This is a genomic window from Paraburkholderia sp. IW21 (assembly GCF_041321145.1).
In the GTDB taxonomy this organism is placed as follows: Bacteria; Pseudomonadota; Gammaproteobacteria; order Burkholderiales; family Burkholderiaceae; genus Paraburkholderia.
In genome coordinates this window covers 74,589-98,336 of record NZ_JBGGWA010000009.1, presented here as the reverse complement: position 1 = coordinate 98,336, position 23,748 = coordinate 74,589, and the positions used below count along the sequence as shown (strand labels likewise).

The window sequence follows — 23,748 nt, the reverse complement described above, 5'->3', positions numbered from 1 at the left end:
CGTGCATGCAACGCATGTCATGCACGTCGTGCGCGTCGTACAAGCGCGCGGCCACCTCTCCGGCGTGGTGCCATCGGCGCATACCGTTTCGTGCAGTTCACGTTGCAACGCGTAGTGCAGTTCCGCAGTAGCAATTCATCACTCAACTGACCCTGGCTTCCCTGAGGAAACCCATCGTGACGTCTTCCGGATCGGCGCGCCCTGCCCGCCGCAACACTGCATCGCCCCACGCTCAAGCGGCCGACGCCGCCGCGGCGCCCGCCGCTTCTGCTGCCACGGCCGCTCAGGCCACGCCGGCCAAACGCGCCGGCAAAGCAGCCACAGCAACTCAGGCCGCTCACGTCGCCAAGGCCGCCAAAGCCGCCAAAACCTCTGCGCCCGTCAAGTCGGAAAAGGCGGTGAAGCCCGCCAGGACAAGCAAGTCGACGCAAGCCGCGAACGCCGCCCAGGCGCTGAAGCCGGCCAAGTCCGCGAAGGTCAAGGTCGTCGCGAGCGTTGCCGCCGCGCCGCAAGCCGCGAAGACGCCCAAACTGCAAGCCGTTTCGACGGATACGATCATGCCCGCGTCGAAAAGCAGTGGCCGCACGCGTGAGGACAAGGATCACCCGCTGTTCCAGGACATCCGTTATCTGGGACGCCTGCTCGGCGACGTGCTGCGCGAACAGGAAGGCGACGCGGTGTTCGACGTCGTGGAGACGATCCGCCAGACCGCCGTGCGCTTTCGCCGCGAGGACGACAGTGCCGCCGCGCAGACGCTCGACAAGAAACTGCGTTCGCTGAGCCCCGAGCAAACGGTCAGCGTCGTGCGCGCGTTCAGCTATTTCTCGCATCTTGCGAACATCGCTGAAGACCGCCATCGCAATCGCCGTCACCGGATTCACGCGCTGGCCGGTTCGACCTCGCAACCGGGCACCATGGCGTATGCGCTCGAACGGCTCGTCGAAGCGGGCGCCGCCGCGACGCCGGTCCTGCAGCAGTTCTTCAACGACGCGCTGATCGTGCCGGTGCTGACCGCGCACCCCACCGAAGTGCAGCGCAAGAGCATTCTCGACGCGCAGCACGATGTCGCACGCCTCCTCGCCGAACGCGACCAGCCGTTGACCAACCGCGAACGCGCGCACAACGAAGCGATGCTGCGCGCGAGTGTCACGTCGCTGTGGCAAACGCGCATGCTGCGCGACTCGCGCCTGACGGTCGCCGATGAAATCGAAAATGCGCTGTCGTATTACCGCGCAACGTTCCTCGAGGAAATTCCGGCGCTCTACGCCGACATCGAAGAGGCCCTCTCCGAACACGGCCTTGCGGCGCGTCTACCCCCCTTCCTCCAGATGGGCAGCTGGATCGGCGGTGACCGCGACGGCAATCCGAACGTCACGGCCGAAACGCTCGAACACGCGATCACCCGCCAGGCCGCGGTGATCTTCGAACACTATATGGAACAGGTGCACAAGCTGGGTGCCGAGTTGTCGGTGTCGAACCTGCTGGCCGGCGCGAGCGACGCGCTGAAAGAGCTCGCGGCCATTTCGCCCGACCAGTCGCCCCATCGCACCGACGAGCCGTATCGCCGCGCCTTGATCGGCATGTATACGCGGCTTGCGGCGAGTGCGCGCGTGCGTCTGGGCGAAGGCAGCGTGCCGGTGCGCAGCGCGGGCCGGGGCGTTGCACCAGTGCGCGCCATACCGTATAGCGACGCCGCCGAATTCGTGCGCGACCTGCATGTGCTGATCGATTCGCTCGCCGAGCATCATGGCGCGCCGCTCGCCGCGCCGCGCCTGTCGCCGCTCGCGCGCGCCGCAGAAGTGTTCGGCTTCCATCTGGCGAGCATCGACTTGCGCCAGAGCTCCGACATTCACGAAGCCGTGATCGCCGAGTTGCTGAAACGCGCGGGCGTCGAAGAAGACTACGCGTCGCTCTCCGAAGCGGACAAGCTCACCGTGCTGCTCGCCGAACTGGCGCAACCGCGTGCGTTGCGGCTGCCCTACACCGACTACTCCGATCTCGTGAAGAGCGAACTCGGGGTGCTCGAAGAGGCCCGCGTCACGCGCGAGAAGTTCGGCGCGCGCGCGGTGCGCAACTACATCATTTCGCACACGGAGACCGTCAGCGATCTGGTCGAAGTGATGTTGCTGCAAAAAGAAACCGGCCTCCTGCACGGACGTCTGGGCGACGCGAACGATCCGGCGAGAGCGGGCTTGATGGTGATCCCGCTGTTCGAAACGATCCCCGACTTGCGCAATGCGCCGCACATCATGCGCGATCTGATCGCGCTGCCGGGCGTGGACGCACTGATCGAACATCAGGGCAACGAGCAGGAAGTGATGCTCGGCTATTCGGACAGCAACAAGGACGGCGGCTTCCTGACCTCGAACTGGGAGCTGTATCGCGCCGAGCTCGCGCTGGTGTCGCTGTTCAATCAACGCGGCGTGACCCTGCGCCTGTTCCACGGACGCGGAGGCACGGTAGGCCGTGGCGGCGGCCCGACCTATCAGGCGATTCTGTCGCAGCCGCCGGGCACCGTCGACGGGCAGATCCGTTTGACCGAACAAGGCGAAGTGATCGCCAGCAAGTTCGGCAATCCGGAAATCGGCCGGCGCAATCTGGAAACGGTCGTGGCCGCGACGCTCGAAGCGTCCTTGCTGCCGCACGGCATTGCACCCGCGCAACTGCCTGCCTTCGAAGAGACGATGCAGCAATTGTCCGACGCGGCGATGGCCTCGTATCGCGCGCTCGTCTACGAAACGCCGGGCTTCAAGGAGTATTTCTTCGAGTCGACGCCGATCTCGGAGATTGCCGAGTTGAACATTGGCAGCCGCCCCGCTTCCCGCAAACTGCAGGACCCGAAGCAACGCAAGATCGAAGACCTGCGCGCGATTCCATGGGGCTTCTCATGGGGCCAATGCCGTTTGCTGTTGACCGGCTGGTACGGTTTCGGCAGCGCGGTAACCGCACATCTGGACAGTGCGCCGAGCGATGCCGAACGCACACGCCGTCTTGCGCTGCTGAAAAAAATGCACAAGACCTGGCCGTTCTTCTCAAACCTGCTGTCGAACATGGACATGGTGCTGGCCAAGACCGACCTCGCGGTGGCCTCGCGCTACGCACAACTGGTGTCGGACAAGAAGCTGCGCAAACACGTGTTCGAGCGGATCGTCGCGGAATGGGAGCGTACGTCGAAGGTGTTGTCGGAGATCACCGGCAAGAGCGAACGGCTCGCGGAGAATCCGCTGCTCGCGCGTTCGATCAAGAACCGCTTCCCGTATCTCGATCCGCTCAACCACTTGCAGGTGGAGTTGCTCAAGCGTCACCGTTCGGGCGATACCAATGCGCGCGTGCGGCGCGGGATTCATCTGAGCATCAACGGGATTGCGGCGGGCTTGCGTAATACGGGCTGATCGAGCAAAACCAGGCGGGTGGGTTGAACCACCCGCTTTAACAGGCGGCCTCTTCAGAACCGCTTGAAAAACGAAGCCGGGCGCGGATCAATTAGCCGTGCCCGGCTTCGGCATTTCCGGCGTGGGAATGTTGAATTTGAGCGGCGGCTCGCGCCATGCCTGAACCCGCGCGTCGCGCTCCGTGCGTTCGGACTGAACGCGCGCGTCAAGGTCGCGGCGCGCTTGCCGTGACATGTTCACATTGGAACCGGGCGTGGTAATGCCGATCGCCCCACCGGTTGAATCAGACATCACCGGATCAGACGAAAGTGCACGCGGCAAGGTCGTGTAGGGATTGCCGTGATAGGCCGGATTGCCCTGCGCCGACGTCGTGCCCGGCAGCGCAACTGTAGCCGCCACCAAAAAAATCAGCCGTTGCATCTGCATACCTCAGAATTGCTTAGCAATCCGCAGCGTAGCACGCCCGTGCGCCGCAACTTTCCAAGATGAAGCACACGTGTCGTTCGGCCGCATCCGCGGCCGACGCATCGGCGCCCGACGCACCGGCGCCCGCATCATTTCCAGACAGGCTAAAGCGCCTCGACCATCAGCGCGTCGAGCTTGAACGAGCCATCGTCTTGCACGTCGAAATACTGGCGCACTTCATCGGGCGAATTGCTCCACAGCGAGCGAATCGCCACCACGCGCGGCTCCGGCGTGCGCATGCGCGCCACCCACGAGCTGAACTCGATCGCGATGCGCCAACGCTCGCGAATCGACGCCCTGAAACCGGCCGCTTCGAAAAATGCGATCCATTCGTCGGCGCGGTAGTCGCGGATATGCGAGCCGTCGCGCAACACTTCCACCGCCTGAATATGCGTGTCGAGCAACGGATGATCGACGCCGGCGATGTCGATGAACAGCACCTTGCCGCCCGGCTTCAGCACGCGCCGCACTTCGGCGAGCGCGAGCGGCACGTCGTGCCAGTGGTGCGCGCTCATCCGGCTGATTACCCAATCGAACGAATGATCGTCGAACGGCAACGCTTCGGCGGCGCCCTGTTGCGTGCGGATGTTGGTCAGGCCGCGATCCTTCGCCGCGCCGTCGACTGTCGCGAGCATGGGCGGCGCGATGTCGTACGCGACCACCTCGTTTGCATGCGGCGCCACCGCGAAACTCGCGTGGCCCGCGCCGCAGCCCATGTCGAGCACCTTCGCGCCCGGCGTCGCGGCGATCGATTCGGCCAGCGTCCGCAGATCGGCGCCGGTGGCATGCGTTTGACTCGTCAAGTACGCGGCGGCGGTCGAGCCGAAGGCGTCGGCGACCTGATCGTGATGCTTCATGGGAGGCTCCGGTTATCTGTGTGGGATGGGCGAGGCGTGGCCCGGGTTGATCCCGGGTTGGCCAGGACGGCGCTGCGCCGTTCCAGCCGTTACAATAGAGCCCGCCGTGTACCAGTACAAGTTAAGCAATTATTCTGGTATCGATAACACCCCTCCAGGCGCTGCCCAAACAGAATGACCACGCCGTCCCCAGCCGACCACCCGCCGCCGCTCGCCGCCACACCTGCTCACGCGCTCGGCGATTTCATCCGCGCGCACCGCGAACGGCTCTCGCCGCAAGCGCTCGGCCTGCCGCCCGGTCCACGCCGCCGCACGCCTGGATTGCGGCGCGAGGAAGTGGCGCAGCTATGCGGCGTGAGCCCGACCTGGTACACGTGGATCGAGCAAGGCCGGCCGGTCTCCGCCTCCGCCGACGCGCTGGCGCGCATTGCCGTCGCGCTGCAACTGTCGCGCGCCGAGCGGGCCTATCTATTCGAGCTGGCCGCCCAGCGCGACCCGGCCGAGCCCGACCCGGCCGCCGCCGACGCGCCCGCCACGCTGCTGGAAACGGTGCAACTCGTGAACGCGCCGGCTTACGTGCTCGATCGCCAGTGGAACGCGCTCGCCTGGAACGAACGCGCCGCCGACCTCTTCGTCGGCTGGCTGGACGGCGCGCACGACCGCAATCTGCTGCGCTACACCTTCACCGAGCCCGCGGCACGCGAGCTGATCGTCGACTGGGAAACGCGGGCGCGGCGCCTGGCCGCCGAATTCCGCGCCGACTCGATCCGTCATCTGAACGACGCTCCCACGCGCGCGCTGATCGACTCGCTCACCGCCGCCAGCGATGCATTTGCACGGTTCTGGGCGTCGCAGGACGTGGGCGGCCGCGAAGGCGGCCGGCGCGAATTCAACCATCCGCGCGGCGGCTGCCTCGTCTACGACCAGATCACCTTCAAACCCGCGCATCGCGAGGATCTGAAGATGGTCGTGCTGGTGCGTGAATAGCTGCGGCTTTTGCCTGCACAGCCCTTGGGCTGGCGGTGTCGAAGACACCGCCAGCCAGTGTTAAAATCCCTGTCTTTCTTCGCTTTCGCGGCGCCCGCACCGTACGCAAACGCCGTCAGCGTCCTCACCGCTCGCTCAACTGCCCAACACCATGACGTCCCAACTGCACAAAAAAGGCGAAGCCTGGTCGGCTCGCTTCTCGGAGCCGATGTCGGAGCTCGTCAAACGCTACACGTCGTCGGTTTTCTTCGACAAGCGTCTGGCGCTCGTCGATATCGAAGGGTCGCTCGCGCACGCCTCGATGCTGGCTGCGCAGAAGATCATCGCCGCCGACGACCTCGCCGCGATCCAACGCGGCATGGCGCAGATCAAGGGTGAAATCGAGCGTGGCGAGTTCGAGTGGCAACTCGATCTGGAAGACGTCCACCTGAACATCGAAGCACGCCTGACCGCGCTGATCGGCGACGCCGGCAAGCGCCTGCACACGGGCCGCTCGCGCAACGACCAGGTCGCAACCGATATCCGCCTGTGGCTGCGCGGCGAAATCGACCGCATTGGCGGCCTGCTGACAGCGCTGCGCACGGCCTTGCTCGACATGGCGGAACAGAACGCGTCGACCATCATGCCAGGCTTCACGCACCTGCAAGTGGCGCAGCCGGTCACGTTCGGCCATCACCTGCTCGCCTACGTCGAAATGTTCTCGCGCGACGCCGAACGCATGATCGATTGCCGCAAGCGCGTGAATCGCCTGCCGCTGGGCGCGGCCGCTTTGGCCGGCACCAGCTATCCGATCGACCGTCATGCCGTGGCGAAGACGCTCGGCTTCGACGGCATCTGCGCGAACTCGCTGGACGCAGTGTCCGACCGTGACTTCGCGATCGAATTCACGGCCGCGTCCGCACTGGTGATGACGCACGTGTCGCGCTTCTCCGAAGAACTCGTGCTGTGGATGAGCCCGCGCGTCGGCTTCATCGATCTGGCCGACCGCTTCTGCACCGGTTCGTCGATCATGCCGCAGAAGAAAAACCCGGACGTTCCCGAACTCGCGCGTGGCAAGACCGGCCGCGTGAACGGTCATCTGATCGCGCTGCTGACGTTGATGAAAGGCCAGCCGCTCGCGTACAACAAAGACAATCAGGAAGACAAGGAGCCGCTGTTCGACACCGTCGATACGGTGGCCGATACGCTGCGCATCTTCGCTGAAATGGTCGCCGGCATCTCGGTGAAGCCGCAAGCCATGCGCGACGCCGCATTGCAAGGCTTCTCCACGGCAACCGATCTGGCCGACTACCTGGTCAAGCGCGGCCTGCCGTTCCGCGACGCACACGAAGCCGTGGCACTGGCCGTTCGGGTATGCGCGGATCGTGGCTGCGATCTGGCGGATCTTTCGCTCGAAGAAATGCGTAAGGAACTGCCCAACGTCGCGCACCTGATCGGCGAAGACGTGTTCTCGTATCTGACGCTCGAAGGTTCGGTGGCGAGCCGCAACCATCCGGGCGGCACGGCGCCTGAGCAGGTTCTCGCGGCGGTCAAGGCTGCACGGGAAGCGTTGAAGTAAGGCACGGCAGGCTTTGAGCGTGCTTCAAGCGGCGCGCGAATGGAAAGGCGAACTCATCGGTGGGTTCGCCTTTTTTGTATTCGGACCGGGATTGATTGCGCAAAATGCAGCGCACAAAAGAAAGCCCGCGCGAAGCGGGCTAAATGAAAGACTTCCACCGATGCCTCCCGAAAGAGGCCATGGAAGTGTAGGCGTGTTTTGGCCGCGGACAAATCCAGCCCTATTTCAGCCTATTACAAAGCGTGCAATCCTCGGTCCGTAAGCTAAACCGGCAATGCGCCGCCAGCCGCTTACGCACTCACACCGCGCTTTACGATGCCGCGGCCTGCGGCACCGGGTCAAGAAAGCCCGCATCGCGCAAATAGCCGACGTAGAGCCGGATCAGCGCGCTGTAGTCGACCGTCAGATCCACGCCGTACCGCGCCAGCTCCGTCAACGTGCCGATCTGTTCGACCGGCAATGGCGCAGCGGACAGGTCGCCGGTATAAAAGTCGCGAATCAGCGCGAGGCCATTCGACGCGTCGAGATCCGCCAGCCGCCGTTGCCAGTCGGCTGCCGCCTGCGGCTCGGCGTGCAACCCGCAAGCGGCGAGCGCGTCGAACCACTGCTGCTGGCTGAGTGCGATGGGATTGTTCAGATTCGCCACCCGCAAGCCGGCACGCGGATGCAACGCGACGGCCGACACCGCGCCGGCCAGCAGATCGACCGGCATCATCTCGACTTCCTGCGCCATCCGCGGATAGGCGCCCAGCTGCAGGCAGCCCTTGTTGAACAGCCAGAAGTGGTTATGCGCGAAGTTGCTGAAGCCGGTGCGGCTGTCGCCGGTGATATTGCCCGGCCGCGCGATTACCGCCGGCAAACCGAAACGGCGCGCACACTCCGCAACCCGCTGTTCACCTACCCACTTCGTCAGCAGATAGCCGTTGTCCAGAAGCGGGCGCGCGTCGTCAATGTGCTCGTCGATGCGCACCGCGTCCGCCAGCATCCCGCCGACCGATAGCGTCGAGATAAAGCAGAACGGCTTTTGCCGCTGCGTCAGCGCGAGCCGCAGCAAAGCCTCGGTGCCGCCGACATTCGCACCCTTCATCTCTTCATAGCTATGCAGGTGATGCACGAACGCGCCGCAATGCAGGATCGCGTCGACCTCCGCGGCGAGTTGCAGCCAGCGCGCGGCGTCGAGTCCAAGCTGCGGCGCGGCAAGATCCGCGGGGATCACGTCGACGCGGCTGAAGTCGATCGCAAGGGCCGCCTCGCGCGCCTTGCCCTGCAATATCGCGCGCCCCTCCGCCGCGCTCGAACAGCGTTGCAGGCAAACCACCTTGTCGAGCCGGCCGCATAGCGCGTGCAGCAGGTAAATGCCGAGGAAGCCGCTCGCGCCGGTCAGCACCATGGTGCGGATCGGCGCTGCCTCGGCGCCGTCGGCAAACGCCGGCGCGGCATGCTCGATGGCGAACGGCTCCGCCGCATCCGCTTGCGCGCGTTCGATCATGTCCTCGTCACGGCCGCCCGCGAGTGTCGCGACGGTGGGCGAGCGGTAGAACGCAGCCATCGTGAACTCGATGCCGAGCGTCTCGCGCAATTGCGCCTGCATCCGCACAGCCAGAATCGAGTTGCCGCCGAGCCGGAAGAAGCTGTCATCGCGGCCGATGCCGGAGACGCGTAGCAGCGTCTGCCAGATTTCCGCGACGCGTTGCTCGACACCCTCGCGCGGCGGCGTGCCGCTTGAGCGCGACGGCGCCGGCAACGCCTTGCGATCGTGTTTGCCGTTCGGTGACGCAGGCAGCGCGTCGAGCCTGATAAAACACGCGGGCACCATGTAGTCGGGCAGCGCCTGCGCCACATGGCGGCGCAGCGTGTCCTCGTCGAGCCCGGTGCCGCTCTCGCCCGGCCCGGCAACGTAATACGCGGCCAGATAGCGCGCCTCGCCCTCGCCCCACACCCGGCACGCCGCGTGCGCGACACCCGGCGCGGTCGCAAGGCAATTCTCGATCTCGCCGAGTTCAATGCGAAAGCCGCGCAACTTGATCTGCGCGTCGTTGCGGCCGAAGTATTCGATCGTGCCGTCGGCGAGAAAACGGCCGAGATCGCCGGTGCGATACATCAGCGCGTACGGCGCATCGCGGAACGGATCGACCACGAAACGCTCCATGGTCATGTCCGACTGATTGACGTAGCCACGCGCCAGATTCTCGCCGCCGATATAGATTTCGCCGACAGTGCCGGGCGGCGCCAGTTGCCGCTGCGCATTCAGCAGGTAGAGCCGGTACCCCGGCAGCGGCTTGCCGATGATGCGGCTTGGCTTGCCTGGCAGGACTTGCCCGCACGAGGCCATCACCGTGATTTCGGTCGGACCGTACAGGCTGAACAAGCGCGTGTGTTCGCTCCACCAGGCGGCGCTCGGCTCGTCGAGCGTATCGCCGCCGAAGCCGAGCAGTTGCAGATCGGGTAGCGGCTCGCGCGGCAAGCTCTGCACCACCACCGGTGCAAGCGATGCATGCGTGACACGCTCTGCCTTCAGCAACGTGTGCAGCAGCAACGGATCGCGGCGCGCCTCCTCCGGCAGCACAATCAGCGTGCCGCCGTGCAGCAGCGCGAGAAACAGATCGAGCACGCTGGCGTCGAAGTTGGTGGACGCCGCCAGCGTGCTGACGCTGCCGGGCGCATAGTCGAGCGCGCGGCTCGCACCGGCCACCATTCTGACGACGCTATGGTGTTCGACCAGCACGCCCTTAGGCTTGCCGGTCGAGCCCGAGGTATGGATTACATAGGCAAGCGCCTCGGGGCCGACAGCGTGCGACCGATGCGGCTGCACCGCCGTCGCCGCCTTCGCCAGCGCCGCCGGATCGATCTTGCGCAATTCGCCCAGACCGGCGGCCTCGAGCGCACAGCGGCTCGGTACATCGGCGAGCACCGTCTCGACCGAACAGTTCTCGACGAAATAGCGCAAACGCTCGGCGGGATAAGCGGGATCGAGCGGCACATACGCGCAACCCGCTTTGAGCACGCCCAGCACGGTCGCCACCAGCATGACACTTTTCTGCATGCTCAAACCGACGCGCGCCCCGGCCGGCACACAGGCACTCAGGGCGCCAGCGATGGCATCGCTGAGCAGGTCGAGTTCGCGATAGCTGAGCTGCGCCTCGCCACAGCGCACGGCAACGCGCGACGCATGTGCCGCGGCCACCTCGGCGAAACGCGCGGGGATCGACTGCGGCGCGTCCGGCAGCGGCTCGCCGCAAGCGAAGCTCAAACACTGCGCACGTTGCGCGTCGCTCAGATAGTCGAGCTCGCCGACCGGTGCATTCGGATGGTGAGCCGCGGCATCGCACAGCGTCATGAACACCTCGGCCATCCGTTCGACCGAGCTTGCGTGCAACAGCGAGCTGTCATATTCAAGGCGCCCGTCCAGGCCGCCGTCCGGCCGTAGATAGAAAACCGCCGACAGATCCACCTTCGACGTCAGCGAAGCGTATTCCTCGGCGTGATACAGCGCTTCGCCGATGCGGCCATTCAACTCGATGCCGTTCTGCAAACTGAAAATCGTGTTCAGGGCGCCGAGCTGGGCGTTATCGGTGTCGTAAGGCGTGGCGAGCAGATGATCGCGGTCGCCGAGCATCTGGCGTTGCACGGCTCGCGCCAGTTCGCCGAAGCCCTGCCGCGTATCGATGCGCTGCACCAGCACCGCCATCGAAACGAACATGCCATAGATGGTCTCGCTGCCCGGCACATCGCGGCCCGCATACGGATAGGCGCAGGCCAATTGCTGCTGGCCGCTCACGCGCCACAACCATACGAGGTACAGCGCGAACAGCACGGGCGGCAAAGTCATCTCGTGCGCCTCGGCAATCTGCTTCAGGCGCCGCATCTGGGCGGCCCGCACGTGCAGCGTCAGCGCGCGGTTCGCGTTGGGCTCGCGCTGCAGTGCGTCGAACGGCAGTTCGGTGCGCAAGGCAACCGTATCGAGCTTGTGCATCCAGTAGTCGCGCGCGGCGGCAAAGCGCGGCGATGCCGCCAGTTGCGATGCCCAATGCCCGTAGTCGAACCACGACAGCCGCCGCTCTGAAACCGGCTTGCCTTCGTAGCGCCACGTCAGTTCATCCAGCAACAGCTTGAACGACCAGCCGTCGAAAATCGCGTGATGAATGCAAAGCAGCAAGCTGGTGCGGTTCTCTTGCGGGGACATCAGCAGTTGCGCGCGCCACAACGGCGCGCAGTCGAGCGGCAAGGGCAGCGCACGCATGGCATCGACGCGCGCGTCGATAGCCCGGGCGTCGCAGCTTTCCAGCGAAATGGGCGAATTCAGCGGCATGGCGGCGGTGCCCGGCAACACCAGCAATTGTCCATCGCGCTCAGCGAAGCTCGCGTTGAAGATGGGATTGTGCGCGAGCGCGGCAGCGAACGCCTGGTGCAACCGAAGCGGATTCGCCGCACCGCCGAAGTCCACCCGCATCACGATGTTGTACGCGTTATCGTCCCGCTTGCTGAGCGTGCGGGTATGCATCATCCGCACGAGCCGGCTTGCCACCCGCGCGGGTATGGGGTCGCCAGGCTGCGCGACGAGCGGTGGCAGCACGGCGTCTTGTTCGACACCTTGCCGAGCCCGCGCGCAGAACGCATCGAACTGCGGATGCTCGAACAGCGTCGTTAGCTTGACCTGCGTGTGCAAGCTCGTGCTGACGCGGTTGCACACCAGGGTGGCAAGTAACGAATGGCCGCCCAGCTGGAAGAAATGGCTGTGCTCGCCGACGCTCTCGAGCGGCACGCCCAGCACCTCCGACCAGATCGCCTGCACCGCCTGTTCGAAGGCGTCGAAGGCGCGGGTCGCGCGGTCGACCGGACCGGCTTGCGGCGCCGGCAATCTGGCGCGGTCGATCTTGCCGTTCAGCGTCAACGGCAGCGCCTCGATTTGCAGCAGGAACGCCGGCACCATGTAGTGCGCGAGACGTTGTGCAAGACGATGCCGCAGCACTGCCGGCTCCAGCGCCGCGCCGACATACCAGCCCACCAGCGCCGTGCCGTCCTGTCGCTGGCACGTGCTGACAAACGCGCTGCGCACTTCCGGCTGCTCGACGATGCTGGCCTCGATCTCACCGAGCTCGATCCGGTAGCCGCGAATCTTCACCTGAAAATCGCTACGGCCGAGAAACTCGATCGCGCCATCCGGCTGGAAGCGGCCGAGGTCGCCGGAACGGTAGAGACGGCCCGGGCCGAATGGATTGCTCCGGAACTTCTGTCCGGTCAACTCGGGCCGCAGCAGGTAGCCGCGCGAGACAGCCGCGCCGCCAATGCAAATCTCGCCGACACCGCCGAGCGGCACCGCTTCGCCTTCCTCATCGAGCAAATGGATCTGGTAGCCGGGGAGCGGATGGCCCAGTTGATTGGCCGGCTTGTCGCCGTCGAAGGTGTTGTCCGTCGCCATCACGGTGGCCTCCGTCGGCCCGTAGATGTTCGACAGGCGCAGCACGCCGGACCAGAAACGGATCGTCTCGTCGTCGCTTGCCTCGCCGCCGCATAAGATCGTGTCCAGGTTTGGCAGCGCGCGCCGCGGCAGTAGCTTGAGAATCGCCGGCGGCAGGAATGCATGCGTGATGCGTTCGGCGTCGAGGAAGCGGGACAGCGCATCGGCGTCGGTACGCACCGCTTCCGGCGCGACGACAAGGTGGCCGCCATGGGTCAGCGGATTGAATATCTCCAGTACGCTGGCGTCGAAATTGACGGAGGCGAACTGCAGCCAGCGCGTGCCTTCATCCCGCCGGTAGCGGCCCGTCAGCGACGCGATGAAATGCGCCAGCATACCGCGCTCGATGACGACACCCTTGGGTTTGCCCGTCGTGCCCGAGGTGTAGATCACGTAGGCGGTGCGCTGCGGGTCAGCCGGCGCAAAGCGCGTTGCGGCTGTCCCAGCCGCCTCGGGCGGCGGCTCTTTCAGTAGATCGTCGAGCGGGTACAGCACGCAACCGCCCAAGGCGCTCAGGCGTTCGTGAGTCGTCGCATCGACAATCACCGCCCGCAGTTGCGCATCCTTGACGATGTGGCGCAAGCGCTCATCGGGCATCTGCGGATCGAGCGGCAGATAGCCCGCGCCACTGGCGAGCACGCCGAGCATCGCCGGAACGATGCGCGCGCCGCGCGAGACGCAAATGCCGATCAACGCGTCCCGCTGTTCCAGCGCGGCGGGTCCACGTGCGGCGAGCGCGGCGCCCACGCGCTGCGCGGCGAGCGCCAGTTGCGCGTAAGTGAAAGCGGCGTCGGGGCCGCTGAGCGCCGGACGCCCGGCGTGTTCCAGCGCAGCCTGCGCGAACAGATCCAGCACGTCGCGCGCGGGCGCGGCAAGCGGGCCGCCATCGGACCATGCAGCACAACGCTGCCGCAATGCCGACGTATAGAGATCGATCGCATCGAGCTTCTGCTCGAGATGCTCGCCGACGCGCGCGAGCAGCGCCGTCAAATGCTCGAACGCGAGACGCAAGCCGTCGAGCGCCTGAGGATGGCGGCTATGCACGTGCAACGCGATCTCCTCGCGCACATCGAGATAGACACCCACGTCCTCGTGCGCGAAACGGCGCGAGTAAGGCGCCAGCAACGCTGCCGGCAGTCCGTCGAGCGCGAGCGCGTCATAGGGCAAGCTGTCGGTTTCGCACACGACATTGGTCGCGCGCAGGAAACCCGGCTCGCGCCGCTCGATATCGTGCAGCACTTCGAAGGCCGGCAGCCCGGCGTGGAAATCGGCCATCTCGGCGCGCACCGCTGCGTGCCGAAGAAACTGCCGCAGCGTCATCGTGTCGTCGAAGTCGGTTTTCAACAGGCGCCGACGCTCGTCGAAACCGATGGTCTCGTCCCTCTGACGGCGGCCGCGCTGGTGATGCGCGGTGAGTACCGCGCGGCTGCCGGTCATGCGGCGCAGCAGCACGTGGACACACAGTTTGATCATCACGTCGGGCGCGATGCCGAGCGCTTTCGCCTGACTGCGCAATGCCGCGCCTGTTGGCGCGTCAAGGCGCACTGTGAAGCTGCTGTCGGCAAGCGCGTTCTGCCGGCGCGGCGCGTGCCATTCGAACGAGGCGTCGCCCACCTGGCCGATCCAGAAATCGAGGTCGGTCCGCAAACGGTCGCTCGCAAGCAGTTCATGCTCGGCTTCGAGCAGGTCTTGTTGATCGAGGCCGAGCGGCGGGCGAGGCGCCTCGCCTCGATAGGCCTGCGAAAGCGCATTGAACAACGGCTTGAGCGAAAAGCGGTCGAGTAAGGCGGGATGACAGGCGAACACGAGATAGCCGCGGCCACCGGCGCGTAGCAGCGTGAACGCCCACGGCAGCCCGGCATCCATGCGAAAGGCGCGCGCGCATAGGCCGTCGATCAACGAAAGCGCGGCGGCTTCGTCGCGCTCGTCACGGCTGTCGAGATCGATGACGTTCAGTTCCGCGTGCACGTCACGGCGGATAACCCAGCGCATACCCTGTTCGGCTTCCACGAGCCGGTAGGCGAGCGGCCGGCAATGCGCCACCAGTTGCGCCACGGCGTTGGACAGGCGCACGGCGTCGGGACGGCCGTCGATCCGGTAGACGGCGCAGAGATTGGGACCGGCTGCGTGCGCCAGCGTACGGGATTGCGTGCGCGTCAATGCGAAGGAAGAGTGTTCCAAGCGATACCTCGTTGTCGGGATGGACAGGTCCGATCGGCTCGCTTGGCGCCAGCCCCACGCGGCTCATGACCACGCTGCGGCGCCTCGCCCGATCGTCCGGCCCACCAACGTATTGACGTGAGGCTTTAGCCACCATCGGTAAACTCTTAGAACTCCTGTTATGTGCGGATCAAAGTTGGGGACGTTTGTTCAGACACGGGTTATGTCAGGCAGATTGCATCAGACTGAATGCGCTCATGCAGGCAGCAGAAAGGCAATGGAAAGCCCCCAAGGCGCGGCGTACGAGCGCGCCGAATCAGACGATTTTTGCATCGTCATACAGGGCGAACGACAATTGCATCCTGGTACTTTTTGACTACCATCAAGTTAGGCCCTGTCTCAGTGCTTCCTACGACGATGCTCACCCGCCCGCGTCACCTTCGCCGTCTGACTGGACGCTTCGCTTCCCGCGTCAACGCATCGCTATCGCATGCGCATGGCTCGGCGTCGGCGTTGACGGTGGCTTCGGTTTTGGCGCTCGCAGCCATGACCGGCTGCACCATCACACCGCCGCCACGCCCGCTCGTCAGTACGCCAGCGGCGGCCGTCAATAGTGCGACGCTTGACCAGTACCGCAGCGCCGTCGCCCGACGCATCCTCGAACGCAGCCCGTCCTATGTGTTGCGCGGCACGCCGCAAGCGATGCTGCGCTCGCTGGTGGTGGTGTCGTTCACGGTCGACCGCAACGGCCAGGTGGTGGAGTCGTCGGTCTATCGCACCAATGGCGACGACGAAGCCGAGAGCACCGCGCTCGCCACCTTGCGGCGTGCCTCGCCGCTGCCGCAACCACCCGGCGCCTTGCTGAACGGCCGCGGGCAGCTCGAACTGTTCGAAGACTGGCTGTTCAACGACAACGGCAAATTCCAGTTGCGCGAGTTCGCCTCGCCGCAAGCGCAGACCATCGACTGAGCACCTGGCTATTCCCGTGGTATAAGCGCGTTCGCCCGCGACCGCCGTCGGCTGCCGTTGTAAGCTGACGCTGCGTCGCCCGCGCCGCGCATGGCTTCGCACGCCAGCGAGACGCGCCGACGCGCACGAACCTGAAAACCGATGCCGCCTGAACGCGCGCCGCCAGCACATCGCGATGCACGGCGCCTTGCAGCATCACGCCATTTGGAGACCCTGCATGTCCACTTCGCCGATTTCCGCGGCCCAGCCCAATGCGGCCGGGCAGAACAGCAGCGCGCGGATCATCTTCGCGAGCTTTATCGGCACCGCGATCGAGTTCTACGATTTCTACGTCTATGCGACCGCTGCGGCGCTCGTCATCGGTCCCGTGTTTTTTCCGCACGGCTCGGCAACGGCTCAAGCCTTGTCGGCCTTTGTCACGTTCGGCATCGCGTTCGTCGCGCGCCCGATCGGCTCGTTCATTTTCGGCCACTTCGGCGACCGGATCGGTCGTAAGTCGACGCTGGTCGCTTCGCTGCTGGTCATGGGCGTGTCCACCACGCTGATCGGTTTCGTGCCGGGCTACGACTCGATCGGCAGCCTCGCGCCGATCCTGCTGTGTGTGCTGCGCTTCGGTCAGGGCATCGGCCTTGGCGGCGAATGGGGTGGCGCGGCGCTGCTCGCCACCGAAAACGCGCCGGCCGGCAAACGCGGCTGGTTCGGGATGTTCCCGCAGCTTGGGCCGTCGATCGGCTTTCTGGCGTCGAACGGTCTGTTCTTCGCCCTCGCCCTGTCGCTCTCCGACGAACAATTCCGCAGCTGGGGCTGGCGCGTGCCGTTCCTCGTCAGCGCGGTGCTGGTCGCGCTCGGCTTGTACGTGCGGTTGAAAATCGCCGAGACGCCCGCGTTTCAGGCGGCCATCGAACGCAAGGAACGCGTGAAGGTGCCGATCGTCACCCTGCTCTCGCAGCACTGGCTGCCCACGCTGCTTGGCGCGCTGGCGATGGTGGTCTGCTACACCCTCTTCTATAACGCCACGACGTTTTCGCTGTCGTACGGCGTGTCGGCGCTGCATATTCCGCGGCCAACATTCCTCGGCCTGCTGTGCATCGCGGTGGTGTTCATGGCGCTCGCCACGCCGCTGTCGGCCTGGGCAAGCGACCGCTATGGCCGCAAGCCGGTGCTGATCGTCGGCATCATCGCGGCGATCCTGTCGGGCTTCACGATGGCGCCGTTGCTCGGCAGTGGAGAACCGCCGCTCGTGCTGCTGTTCCTCGTGATCGAACTGTTCCTGATGGGCGTGACCTTTGCGCCGATGGGCGCGCTGCTGCCGGAACTGTTCCCGACCAACGTGCGTTATACCGGTGCGGGCGTGTCATATAACCTCGGCGGGATTCTCGGCGCATCGGTCGCGCCGTATATCGCGCAGGTGCTGGCGGCGCACGGCGGGCTGCCATGGGTGGGAGCTTATGTGTCGATCGCCGCGGCCGTCAGCCTGATCGGCGTGCTGTGCATGCGCGAGACCCGCGACTCGCATTTGATGTGAAGCGGGGTAAAGGGGGGTAAAGGCGCGCGGAGTGGAGGGCGCGCTGAGTCAATCCCCGGCCTTGCGCGTCTTTATGACTTGCCTATACTCGAATCCAATAACCCTATGGCAAGCAGGGAGGCTCGGATGAATATTCATCTCCACAACGCGGACGTTGTGATGATCATCGCGCTGGCGTTGCTGTGTTCGCTGCTACTGGCGTTGCGCTTTCGTCCGGCGACGTGGAAGGGCATCGTCGTGGAAGCGCTTGCCGCGAACGTGGCTGCGATCACCGCGGTGATCGCTTTCGAAATGCTGCTGGCCTGAGCGGTCAAGCGCGACCGCGCCGGTCGCGGCGCGCGGTGGCTTGAACCGGGTTGACGACTGCCGATGCCTGCTCATACACGCGGCAATCGCACGGCCTGGCGCTCTGTATGGCCACCGCTCTTGCCGCGAGCCTTGGCGGTTACCGGTAATAGTAGCCACCATGATGGTAGTAGCCGCCGCCACCGTAGTAATAGCCCGGGGCCGGGGCTACGATGCAGCCGCCGAGCGCCGTTGCCAGCAGCGTACCTGCGATCAGGGTAAGGACTAAGCGTTTCATATTGTTTTCTCCTTCGTGTCAGAGTCATTCGAGCCGAAACCCCGAATGACTCGATTGAACACGACCCCGCCTCGCACGAACGTTGCCATTTGTAAGGGAAAATCACCGGGGTGTTACACGTTTGAGCCCCGAAACCGGTGGCGCTCGAAGTACGGCAACGACGGACTCACGTCAGATGAAAACGCCACCTATACTGCCTTGAAGATGTGAAGCCGGCGCAGGCCCTGCCTAACGGCGGACGCGCGGATAAAGGCGCTGATGATGCGCATCGGGTGAGCGCTTTCGCGCCTCATGCCCAAACTCGCGATCACGCGAAAAACGACACGGTAGCCAATTGGGCACTCAACGAAAAGCGACAGATTTAACAGGCGTGTAATGTGCGGCGCCAATGTGGGGCAAACGAATGGACAAGCACTCGCACTGCACGTCTTGACTTTCAGTGCAGCGATTCCTCTCCGCCCGCAGTTCCCCGACGCGGGCGTTTTTCGGAGGCGTTCCGTGGCAGCGCTCGTTGACTGGGCGGACTGTGCGTCGCGCCTCTTTTCTTTTTAGGCAAACGATTGCGCGAAAGCGCGAAAAGCTGCGCTCAGGCGGCGGCCGAGTTGTGCGGCAATCCCACTGCATGCGGCTCGGTGTACACGTAGTCGATTGCCTCCAAGGCGGCGCTGATCGGGGGCACCGAGTGGCCGTCGCCGATCGAGATCGAGCGGAATGGCGCATCAATACCGCAATGCGACGGCGAGGTCGCCACAAAGATCATGACCGTGCGCTTCCGCAATGCATGCGCGAGATGGACGAAACCCGTATCGGTGCCCACCACCAGCGCGCATGCGTCGATCATCTGCGCGATTTCGGTCACGCTCATCTTTGGCAGCACGGTTGAACCCGGCACCTGCGACGCGATGTGCCGCGCCGCGGCTCGCTCGTCTTCCGAACCCCACGGCAACACCACGTGAAAACCGCGCTGCGCCAAATCGCGGCCGACCGTCATCCAATGGGTCAGCGGCCACTTCTTGTCGTCTTTCGAGGTGGCATGAAAGAGCGCCGCGACCGGCGCGCCGTTAGCGGCGAACGGCGCGGCAGCCGGGTCGGGCAGATGCAGATTGTAGACGGCCGGGCCTTCAACCTCGTAACCCAGCGCCTCGCCGGCGCTGATGCGCATGCCATGCCAGGCGTTGCACCGCGGACGCGGGCCGAAACGCCCGGTGTAGGCAAACGCGGCGCCCCGCTCGCCCAGATCCTGGGACTGGTAGCCGATTCGCTTCGACGAGCGCGCCAGAAAAGCAATGATCGCGCTCTTGTACACGCCGTGAATGTCGATGATGAAGTCGTAGCGATAGGCGCGAAGTTCGGCGATCGACGCCGCGATCGCCTTGAAATCGGCCCAGTGGCGCGCTTTCTTGAAGCGGCGCAGCGGCGCGCAAAGCACGCGATCTACGCTCTCGCTCCAATGCACCACCTCGGCGAACGCTTCGTCTGCGGCCCAATCCACTTGAACGCCGGGAAACGCGCGTTTGATATCGGCGACGACCGGCAACGCCTGCACGATATCGCCGAGTGAAGTGACCTTGACGATCAGGACTCGCTTCATGGGGACCTGTGAGTTGTTCATACGTCAAACTATTTTAGCTGACGATTGGAATAATCCTTAATGAACACTGTACCGGAGCGTGCAATCATTAATACCGCGCATTACATTACATGCCTTACGGATAGCCGTTTTATTGCGTTTCAAAATACTTTCATACGATTTCATCGAGTCGCCAAGCTCTATAATTCACCCTTTGCGCCAACACTCCCTCATGTCCCGGGCATTCCCTCCTCTCTCTTCCAGCATCGTGCGTCGCGCCAGGCGCCTGTGGCGGCAGTATGGTGTCTTCTGGCTCGGCGCAGTGGCGGTCGGACTGGTGGCGGTGTTGTATGCGAGGCTGATCGATTGGGGCTACGGCGAGTTCCGCACGATGCAGCAACAGCACGTGTGGGCGCCGTTGATCGTGACGCCCGCGGTCGCGGCGCTCGCCGTCTGGCTCACGCGCAAGTTCTTCCGCGGCGCCGAAGGCAGCGGCATTCCGCAAGTGATCGCCACCCTGCATTCGAAGCCTACCGAATACGGCAAACGGCTGCTGTCGTTCCGGATTCTGTTCGGCAAGATTGCCGTGTCGTTTCTGGCGATTCTCGGCGGCTTCACGATCGGCCGTGAAGGACCGACCGTGCAGGTCGGTGCGGCGCTGATGTTCAATCTGAGGCGGCTGTACCCACGCTCGAACGCGCTGATCGAACGGCAACTGGTGCTGGCCGGCGCGGCAGCGGGTTTGTCCGCCGCGTTCAATACGCCGCTGGCCGGAATCGTGTTCGCGATCGAGGAACTCACTCGCAGCTTCGAAGCCCGCGCGAGCGGCGTGCTGATTACCGCGATCATCATCGCCGGTGTGATCGCACTCGGGCTGAACGGCAACTACACCTATTTCGGCACCATCCAGATCGGCGCGCATTTCCCCGATCTGCTGGCGGTGGCGGTCCTGCTCACGGCGATCGTTACCGGTATCGCAGGCGGCGTGTTCGGCTGGCTGCTGCTGAACACCGCGCGCTGGATTCCGGCGCCGCTGCGTCAGCTGCATGGCGAGCGGCCGGTCGTGTTCGCCGCGCTGTGCGGTCTCGTAATCGCGGTGGCCGGCCTGATCTCCGGCGGCACGACCTTCGGCAGCGGCTATGCGGAAGCGCGTGGGCTGCTCGACGGGCATGAGCATCTGTCCGTGTTCTATCCGTTTCTGAAGATGATCTCGATGGTCGGCTCGTATCTGCCGGGCATTCCGGGCGGCATCTTCGCACCGTCGCTGTCGATCGGCGCCGGCTTCGGCAATCTGCTGCACATGGTGTTCGGCTCGATGCAATTGCCCATGCTGATCGCGCTCGCCATGGTCGGCTATCTTGCCGCCGTGACGCAGTCGCCGATTACGTCGTTCGTGATCGTGATGGAGATGATCGATGGTCACGCGCTGGTAATTTCGCTGATGGCCACCGCGTTGATTTCGACCCGTGTGGCACGTTTCTTCGCGCCGCCGTTGTATGAGTCGCTGGCGGAGCGCTATATGGCGCCGCTGCCGCAGCCCGCACCCGCGCCCGTGCCCGAAGTGCCCGAAGTCGAGGCGCCGGAGCCGGAACCGGCCGTGGTCGGCGAACTCAATGGCGAAGCCGATACTGAAAGCGGCACCGGCGCCCCGCCTCAGTAAACAACGATAGCCGGTGCGCGCATATACATCGGCCGCGCCGGAACGACCACGCAGCCGGCGAGCATGACCGCCAGCACGGCGCCGTGTACCCGGTAGCCCCGAAGTGCAACGGATTATTTCGAGCATGGCGTAGCAACGCGTGGACGTGTGCGGCACTACACGGCAGCGCAGCACGCTCGAACAGGAAGGAAAGAACGAAGGGACAGACAGCGCGTAGAACCTGCATCCACGCGTCAGATTGAACAGCAGAAAGAACAGGAAGAGGACAGCGCTTACGCGCTCCACCCTGTCACGTCACATCGACGAAACGAAGCAGAACGCGCAGCACGTTATGCAGAACCAGCCTGCGGTATTTCGATCTTGACCTCGAGCACTTCGAGGTCGTCCTGGCGTTCCAGGCTCACACGAATATCGTCGTTGGAGATTTTCACGTACTTCGAAATCACGGCCACCAGTTCGCGTTGCAACGCAGGCAGGTAATCGGCAGGCGCATGGCCGCCGGCGCGCTCGTGCGCGATGATCAACTGCAGGCGTTCCTTCGCTACCGACGCGGACTTCTTCTTCTCGCCCAGCAAAAACGAAAGAATCGACATGACGTGCGTTCCCCTTACTTGGTTCCGAAGAGGCGCTGCAGCAGCCCTGGCTTCTGGTAATCGGTAAAGCGAAGCGACTTCTGCTCGCCGAGGAAACGCGACACGACATCTTTGTAGGCTTCGGCGACATCCGTGCCGTCGAGGTGCACCGCCGGCAGGCCCTGATTCGACGCATGCAGCACCGCTTCCGATTCCGGAATCACGCCGATCAGATCGATGCGCAAAATCTCCTGGATGTCGGTAAGCGACAGCATTTCGCCTTCGCTCACGCGCTTCGGGTTATAGCGGGTGATCAGCAGGTGTTCCTTGATCGGCTCCTTGCTTTCGATCGCGCGCTTGGTCTTGGACGACAGAATGCCGAGGATGCGGTCCGAGTCGCGCACCGACGAGACTTCCGGATTGGTCACGATCAGTGCTTCGTCAGCAAAGTGCATGGCGAGCAGCGCGCCCGATTCGATACCCGCCGGCGAATCGCAGACGATGAATTCGAAGTCCATCGCGATCAGGTCGTTGATGACCTTCTCGACGCCTTCCATGGTCAGCGCGTCTTTATCGCGCGTTTGCGAGGCCGGCAGAATGAACAGGTTCTCGCACTTCTTGTCCTTGATCAGCGCCTGGTTGAGGTTGGCTTCGCCCTGGATCACGTTGATCAGGTCGTACACCACACGGCGCTCACAGCCCATGATGAGGTCGAGGTTGCGCAGGCCGACGTCGAAGTCGATCACGGCGGTTTTGCTGCCCCGCAATGCGAGGGCCGATGCAAAACTCGCGCTCGTGGTCGTCTTGCCCACGCCACCCTTGCCCGAAGTCACCACAATGATTTTTGCCATTACCCTTACCTTGTGTTCGTCAAATTCGTCAATTATGTGCGGCCCTATTTGCCGTGAAACGCCGCGCGTCGAGACCGTTCAGGACAGCGCGCGCGTCACGTCGATTACGTGAGCCGCAGCGGTTCGATCATCAGTTTTTCTTCTTCGAGCCAGATCTGCACCGGCTTGCCGAGCACGTCAGCCGGCAGCGGGTTCTCAGTCGTACGGTAGATGCCCGCGATCGAGATCAGTTCAGGTTCGAGACACGTGCAGAAGATGCGCGCGTCGTGATTGCCCTGCACGCCGGCCAACGCCCGGCCGCGCAGCGGCGCGTAAATGTGGATGTTGCCTTCCGCGATCACTTCCGCGCCGTAGCTCACGAGGCCGAGCACGACCAGATCGCCTTTTGCGTAGATGCGCTGGCCGGAACGCAGCGGCTTGTCGACCACCATGGTTTGCGACGAGGTGGCGAGGCGCACCGGCTCGGCGGCGGGTGCGGGTTCGACAGCGGCGGTCGTGGCCGGCGCGCCGGTTTCAGGGGGCGCCCCGGCTACTGCCGAGAACAGATCGGCCGCCGGCGTGGCCCTCATGGCGGCGGCGTCGGGTGACGCAGCGGCGCTAGCGCCTTCTTCGTCCGCGGATTTCGCGGCGGCGTCGGGTGACGCAGCGGCGCTAGCGCCTTCTTCGTCCGCGGATTTCGCGGCGGCGCCGCGACGGTCACGTGCTTCCAGCAACGGCAGCGCGGACTCAGCCGCCCACGCCTGCTGCGCATTGGCCACCACGCCGACCGGACGCATGCGTACGCTGTCGAGCAGTTGCGCGATGTCGGCGAGCGGCACGCGTTCGTTCTCGGCGAGACGGCGCACGTCGATGGCGACGACGTCGTTAGCGAAAAACTCGGGGGTCGCCTCGAAGCGCCGGGTCAGTTCGGCACGCATGGCGTCGAGGTCGGTTGTCTTGACCACGAACAGGAGCGTGTCGACAGAGCCGCTGCGGAGTTCGAAAAAGGGCGATTTCTTGGGCGACATAGCGTTCGGCAAAAAATTTTGCGTATTTTACAGGCGTCCAGGCGGACGGCGAGCTTTTTTGCCGACAGAACTCGCCGCCGCGGCCACGATCTGGCCGCGCCTCGGCCATTCAGGCCGCGCTTCGGCCGATTGTT

General features: G+C 64.5%; 15 protein-coding genes. 7 read left to right on the top strand and 8 right to left on the bottom strand.

The features are described from left to right. Positions 1-176 precede the first annotated feature (176 nt). Positions 177-3,392, top strand: coding sequence for a phosphoenolpyruvate carboxylase (gene ppc / locus ACAX43_RS21415; RefSeq protein WP_370710420.1), 3,216 nt, complete (start codon positions 177-179; stop codon positions 3,390-3,392). 87 nt (positions 3,393-3,479) lie between these two features. Here ppc and ACAX43_RS21410 read toward each other — a convergent pair whose 3' ends face one another. Continuing rightward, on the bottom strand, positions 3,480-3,812 hold the full coding sequence (locus ACAX43_RS21410; protein WP_370710419.1) for a hypothetical protein: 333 nt from the start codon (positions 3,810-3,812) through the stop codon (positions 3,480-3,482). Positions 3,813-3,961: 149 nt separating this feature from the next. Then, complete coding sequence (locus tag ACAX43_RS21405; RefSeq protein WP_370710418.1) at positions 3,962-4,714, bottom strand: class I SAM-dependent methyltransferase; 753 nt, start codon at positions 4,712-4,714, stop codon at positions 3,962-3,964. 174 nt (positions 4,715-4,888) lie between these two features. On the opposite strand from ACAX43_RS21405, the gene ACAX43_RS21400 reads away from it, so the two are divergent. Further along, positions 4,889-5,701, top strand: a complete 813-nt coding sequence (locus ACAX43_RS21400; protein WP_370710417.1) for a helix-turn-helix transcriptional regulator — start codon at positions 4,889-4,891, stop codon at positions 5,699-5,701. A gap of 151 nt (positions 5,702-5,852) precedes the next feature. Beyond that, a complete protein-coding gene (argH, locus tag ACAX43_RS21395) occupies positions 5,853-7,259 on the top strand; it encodes an argininosuccinate lyase (RefSeq protein WP_370710416.1) in 1,407 nt (468 codons plus the stop codon). A gap of 310 nt (positions 7,260-7,569) precedes the next feature. Here the strand turns inward: argH and ACAX43_RS21390 are convergent, their stop codons facing one another. Next, positions 7,570-14,898, bottom strand: a complete 7,329-nt coding sequence (locus tag ACAX43_RS21390; protein ID WP_370710415.1) for an amino acid adenylation domain-containing protein — start codon at positions 14,896-14,898, stop codon at positions 7,570-7,572. A gap of 396 nt (positions 14,899-15,294) precedes the next feature. On the opposite strand from ACAX43_RS21390, the gene ACAX43_RS21385 reads away from it, so the two are divergent. The 3 genes from ACAX43_RS21385 to ACAX43_RS21375 all read left to right on the top strand — a co-directional run bounded on the left by ACAX43_RS21385 (position 15,295) and on the right by ACAX43_RS21375 (position 17,677). Further along, positions 15,295-15,846, top strand: a complete 552-nt coding sequence (locus tag ACAX43_RS21385) for an energy transducer TonB (protein ID WP_370710628.1) — start codon at positions 15,295-15,297, stop codon at positions 15,844-15,846. A gap of 217 nt (positions 15,847-16,063) precedes the next feature. Next, positions 16,064-17,371 (top strand): MFS transporter, encoded by a 1,308-nt coding sequence (locus tag ACAX43_RS21380; protein ID WP_370710414.1) that lies wholly within the window; start codon positions 16,064-16,066, stop codon positions 17,369-17,371. A 126-nt stretch (positions 17,372-17,497) separates the two neighbouring features. Beyond that, complete coding sequence (locus ACAX43_RS21375) at positions 17,498-17,677, top strand: hypothetical protein (RefSeq protein WP_370710413.1); 180 nt, start codon at positions 17,498-17,500, stop codon at positions 17,675-17,677. A 139-nt stretch (positions 17,678-17,816) separates the two neighbouring features. Here ACAX43_RS21375 and ACAX43_RS21370 read toward each other — a convergent pair whose 3' ends face one another. Together ACAX43_RS21370 and waaC are read right to left on the bottom strand one after the other, a co-directional pair. Next, complete coding sequence (locus tag ACAX43_RS21370; RefSeq protein ID WP_172737638.1) at positions 17,817-17,954, bottom strand: hypothetical protein; 138 nt, start codon at positions 17,952-17,954, stop codon at positions 17,817-17,819. Positions 17,955-18,540: 586 nt separating this feature from the next. Then, complete coding sequence (gene waaC, locus ACAX43_RS21365; protein WP_370710412.1) at positions 18,541-19,545, bottom strand: lipopolysaccharide heptosyltransferase I; 1,005 nt, start codon at positions 19,543-19,545, stop codon at positions 18,541-18,543. Between the two features lie 211 nt (positions 19,546-19,756). Here waaC and ACAX43_RS21360 point away from each other — a divergent pair, with 211 nt between their 5' ends. Next, positions 19,757-21,184, top strand: a complete 1,428-nt coding sequence (locus ACAX43_RS21360) for a chloride channel protein (RefSeq protein WP_370710411.1) — start codon at positions 19,757-19,759, stop codon at positions 21,182-21,184. Between the two features lie 329 nt (positions 21,185-21,513). Here ACAX43_RS21360 and minE read toward each other — a convergent pair whose 3' ends face one another. The 3 genes from minE to minC all read right to left on the bottom strand — a co-directional run bounded on the left by minE (position 21,514) and on the right by minC (position 23,614). Further along, on the bottom strand, positions 21,514-21,777 hold the full coding sequence (minE, locus tag ACAX43_RS21355; protein ID WP_028196771.1) for a cell division topological specificity factor MinE: 264 nt from the start codon (positions 21,775-21,777) through the stop codon (positions 21,514-21,516). Between the two features lie 14 nt (positions 21,778-21,791). Next, positions 21,792-22,607 carry a septum site-determining protein MinD gene (gene minD / locus ACAX43_RS21350; protein WP_063495093.1) on the bottom strand — a complete coding sequence of 272 codons (816 nt, stop codon included), beginning with the start codon at positions 22,605-22,607 and terminating at the stop codon, positions 21,792-21,794. A 104-nt stretch (positions 22,608-22,711) separates the two neighbouring features. Next, entirely contained in the window at positions 22,712-23,614 is a 903-nt protein-coding gene (minC, locus tag ACAX43_RS21345) for a septum site-determining protein MinC (RefSeq protein WP_370710410.1), read from the bottom strand. Positions 23,615-23,748: the final 134 nt, after the last annotated feature.

What these genes read in the sequence shown, in the direction of transcription:
- ACAX43_RS21410 (WP_370710419.1), bottom strand. Translation starts at nt 3,812, where the DNA reads ATGCAACGGCTGATTTTTTTGGTGGCGGCTACAGTTGCGCTGCCGGGC.
- ACAX43_RS21405 (WP_370710418.1), bottom strand. Translation starts at nt 4,714, where the DNA reads ATGAAGCATCACGATCAGGTCGCCGACGCCTTCGGCTCGACCGCCGCC.
- ACAX43_RS21400 (WP_370710417.1), top strand. Translation starts at nt 4,889, where the DNA reads ATGACCACGCCGTCCCCAGCCGACCACCCGCCGCCGCTCGCCGCCACA.
- argH (WP_370710416.1), top strand. Translation starts at nt 5,853, where the DNA reads ATGACGTCCCAACTGCACAAAAAAGGCGAAGCCTGGTCGGCTCGCTTC.
- ACAX43_RS21385 (WP_370710628.1), top strand. Translation starts at nt 15,295, where the DNA reads ATGCTCACCCGCCCGCGTCACCTTCGCCGTCTGACTGGACGCTTCGCT.
- ACAX43_RS21380 (WP_370710414.1), top strand. Translation starts at nt 16,064, where the DNA reads ATGTCCACTTCGCCGATTTCCGCGGCCCAGCCCAATGCGGCCGGGCAG.
- ACAX43_RS21375 (WP_370710413.1), top strand. Translation starts at nt 17,498, where the DNA reads ATGAATATTCATCTCCACAACGCGGACGTTGTGATGATCATCGCGCTG.
- ACAX43_RS21370 (WP_172737638.1), bottom strand. Translation starts at nt 17,954, where the DNA reads ATGAAACGCTTAGTCCTTACCCTGATCGCAGGTACGCTGCTGGCAACG.
- waaC (WP_370710412.1), bottom strand. Translation starts at nt 19,545, where the DNA reads ATGAAGCGAGTCCTGATCGTCAAGGTCACTTCACTCGGCGATATCGTG.
- ACAX43_RS21360 (WP_370710411.1), top strand. Translation starts at nt 19,757, where the DNA reads ATGTCCCGGGCATTCCCTCCTCTCTCTTCCAGCATCGTGCGTCGCGCC.
- minE (WP_028196771.1), bottom strand. Translation starts at nt 21,777, where the DNA reads ATGTCGATTCTTTCGTTTTTGCTGGGCGAGAAGAAGAAGTCCGCGTCG.
- minD (WP_063495093.1), bottom strand. Translation starts at nt 22,607, where the DNA reads ATGGCAAAAATCATTGTGGTGACTTCGGGCAAGGGTGGCGTGGGCAAG.
- minC (WP_370710410.1), bottom strand. Translation starts at nt 23,614, where the DNA reads ATGTCGCCCAAGAAATCGCCCTTTTTCGAACTCCGCAGCGGCTCTGTC.